We start from the raw sequence: 2,272 nt of genomic DNA on the forward strand, positions 1-2,272 counted from the left end.
TGTTAGCGCCGGAATAATTTAGCCAAATATAGTCGGCCGAGATTGACCAATCCCGGCCGACCCATTTTAGCCAACACGCCCGCATCTATGACTTTCCTATCGCATTCCTACATCCCCTCGGGCTGGATCCCCCTCACCTTCACCGCCTGGGGGACGGCCTCCACCGAGTAGGTGTCAAGCTCCCTGCCGCGGTAGCTCGGGCCCCGCATCACGAACACCGACGCCTTGTCGAACAGCCTGTCGAGGGCGCAGAGGAGCGTGTCGTCGCCCGTGAAGAACTCATCCCACCCGCTCGGGGCGATGTTGCTCGTGAGGACCATCGCGTTCGGCCCCTCCTTCTCGTAGCGCCTGTCGACGACATCGAAGAACAGGTCGGTGCACGGCCTGTCGTAGACGCATCTCCCCACCTCGTCAACGATGAGGCACGACGGCTTGACGAGCGAGGAGACGACCCGCGAGGTGTTTCCCCGCTGGACGGCCTTCTGGAACCTGTCCCTGAGCTCGGTCGCCTTTATGTAGTAGGTCTTGAGCCCCCGCATGCAGCACTCGCGCCCGTAGGCCTGCGCGAGGTGCGTCTTCCCTATGCCGCCGGGCCCGACGAAGGCGACGTTGCGGTGCGCGTAGAGGTCGGCCAGCGACGGGAGCTTGCCCAGCGCGGCCGCGTCCCGGCCCTGGATCCTGGAGAAGTCGAAGCCCTCGAAGGTCTTGGGCTCGCGCCTGGGCAGCCTGCTCAGCCTCAGCAGCGTCTCGATGGAGGCGAGCCTCCTCTTCTCCGCAAGGTAGAAGAAGGTGGCTGCCACGGCGGCCATCTCCCCGTCGCCGAGGTCGAGGTCCGAGGCGAGGGTCGCGAGCTCCTCCGCCCCGACGGCGATCCCGAGCCTCGACGCGGCGTCGCTCGCGAGCTCGTAGGGGCTCGCCCCCGCGCCCGCCATCATTCGGCCCTCCCGAAGTCGAACCTCTCGAAACCGGGTTTCGTCCTGGGCGGGGCGATTTGCTCGACCACGGTCCCCACCGGCTGGGTCGGCAGCTCCTCGGGCTGCGCCGGCGATGTCTCCCACTGCCCCTCGCACCAGCTGTCGGCGCCGGTGCCGACGGCGTGGGCGACGAGCTCGCGGGAGAGGTCGTCGCTGTATATGTGCACCACGCGCCCCTCCCGGTTCACCCTGCACTCGCGGCGGACGTACCAGTAGGGCACGCCGTAGCGGTGCCCCTCGAAGCTCACGAAGCCGTCGAAGGAGATCTTCCGGCGCGGGCACAGGTACCGCTCGACCTCGGCCGTGACCTCGAGCGGCCTGGTGTTCGCCGAGCACGCCGCCTCGTGCTCGCGCATCGGGACGCATGCCGCCGCGCGCCGCCAGCGGCCTCCCTGCTCGGCGCACCAGAGGGCGGCCTCCCGGTTGAGGGCGTCAAGGTCGGTAAAGGACCTTCCCGCGAGGAAGTTCCCCTTCACGAAGCGGACGAGCCTCTCCACCTTGCCCTTCGTATAGGGGTGGCGCGGCCTGCACAACCTGGTGCGGAAGCCGACGACGCCCATGAACTCGGCGTAGTCGGCCTGCCAGACGGGCCGGCCGTCGGCATCGCGGCGGACGATCACGCTCTTCATGTTGTCGGTGAGCACGGTCGCGGGCACGCCCAGCGCCGAGAACGCGTGCAGCATCCCGATGAGGAGGTTCTCCTGGCGCGCGTTCGGGAAGAACTCGACGTGGGCGCCCCCGCAATGGTGGCAGACCATGGCGAAGCAGGCGATCCGCGCCCGCTCCCCGCCAGGGCGCTCGACCGCGACGAAGCCCCAGTCCATCTGGTAGGCCTCTCCGGGCGCCGTCCTGAAGCGCTGGCCGCGGCAGCCCTGCGGGGCCGCCTGCCGCCTCTTCGCGGGCACGAGGTCCCGGTGCGCGGCGATATAGGTCTTCACCGTGGTGAGGCCGCCGGCGTAGCCCTGGCCGAGCAGCCGCTCGAATATCACCTGCGAGTTGGTGACGCCCTTCCGCAGGAGGTCGTCCACCAGGCCGGCGTGGCCGGCGAGCACGCCCGGCGCGGCCCTCCTCCCGCTGTTCCCGTGGGGCAGGGCCCTGAACCCGTGTGCCCTGACCGTCCTCGCGCGGGAGCGGGTGAGCCCCGTCCTCCTGCAGAACTCCGCGAGGTTGCATGCCTGCGGGTCGAACCCGTCGCCCTCCTCCGCGGCCATCTCCCGGAGCGCCGCGTCTATAATCTCCTGTAGGTCATCGTGTCTCTCGTTCACCTCAATGGTCCTCCTAACGCCGGCGTGTTGGCA

Annotated in this window: 2 protein-coding genes; both read right to left on the bottom strand. The window is 68.8% G+C overall.

Annotated features, from left to right (window positions below; translation table 11 throughout):
- Positions 1–107: 107 nt before the first annotated feature.
- Positions 108–935: an ATP-binding protein gene (locus AAAX75_RS09980; protein ID WP_349092066.1), complete on the bottom strand. Its 828-nt coding sequence runs from the start codon at positions 933–935 to the stop codon at positions 108–110.
- On the bottom strand, positions 932–2,272 hold a 1,341-nt coding region (istA, locus tag AAAX75_RS09985; protein ID WP_349092067.1), incomplete at its 5' end, for an IS21 family transposase. The genes istA and AAAX75_RS09980, both read right to left, overlap by 4 nt.

This window comes from Collinsella sp. CLA-ER-H7 (genome assembly GCF_040092345.1).
Lineage (GTDB): Bacteria > Actinomycetota > Coriobacteriia > Coriobacteriales > Coriobacteriaceae > Collinsella.

Excerpts from the sequence above, each read along its gene's own strand:
- AAAX75_RS09980 (WP_349092066.1), bottom strand. The coding sequence starts at position 935 with ATGATGGCGGGCGCGGGGGCGAGCCCCTACGAGCTCGCGAGCGACGCC.